Raw genomic sequence first — 275 nt, 5'->3', positions numbered from 1 at the left:
CATCCCAACTACCTGTGTCGGTTTAGGGTACGGGCTGCTTCAATCGCTTTTCTTGGAAGTCGCTTCTCTGGATTATCACCGCAACCGAAGTCTTAGTGTACTATCGCCGTGTTACCACTGGCTTCAACGTGCTATTCCGTCAGCACGCACCAAATATACGCCTCCGTCACTTTAATATGAGCAGGTACAGGAATATTAACCTGTTGTCCATCCACTACCCCTTTCGGGTTCGCGTTAGGTCCCGACTAACCCTCAGCTGATTAGCATAGCTGAGG

1 rRNA gene is annotated in these 275 nt (G+C 49.8%); it reads right to left on the bottom strand.

The window, feature by feature from the left end:
• Window positions 1–275: ribosomal RNA gene (locus FUA24_RS03115) — 23S ribosomal RNA — on the bottom strand; the annotation flags it as partial.

The organism is Seonamhaeicola marinus, from assembly GCF_008085455.1.
Note: the sequence above shows the minus strand (reverse complement) of the source record. Positions and strands in the feature narration are given on the sequence as shown.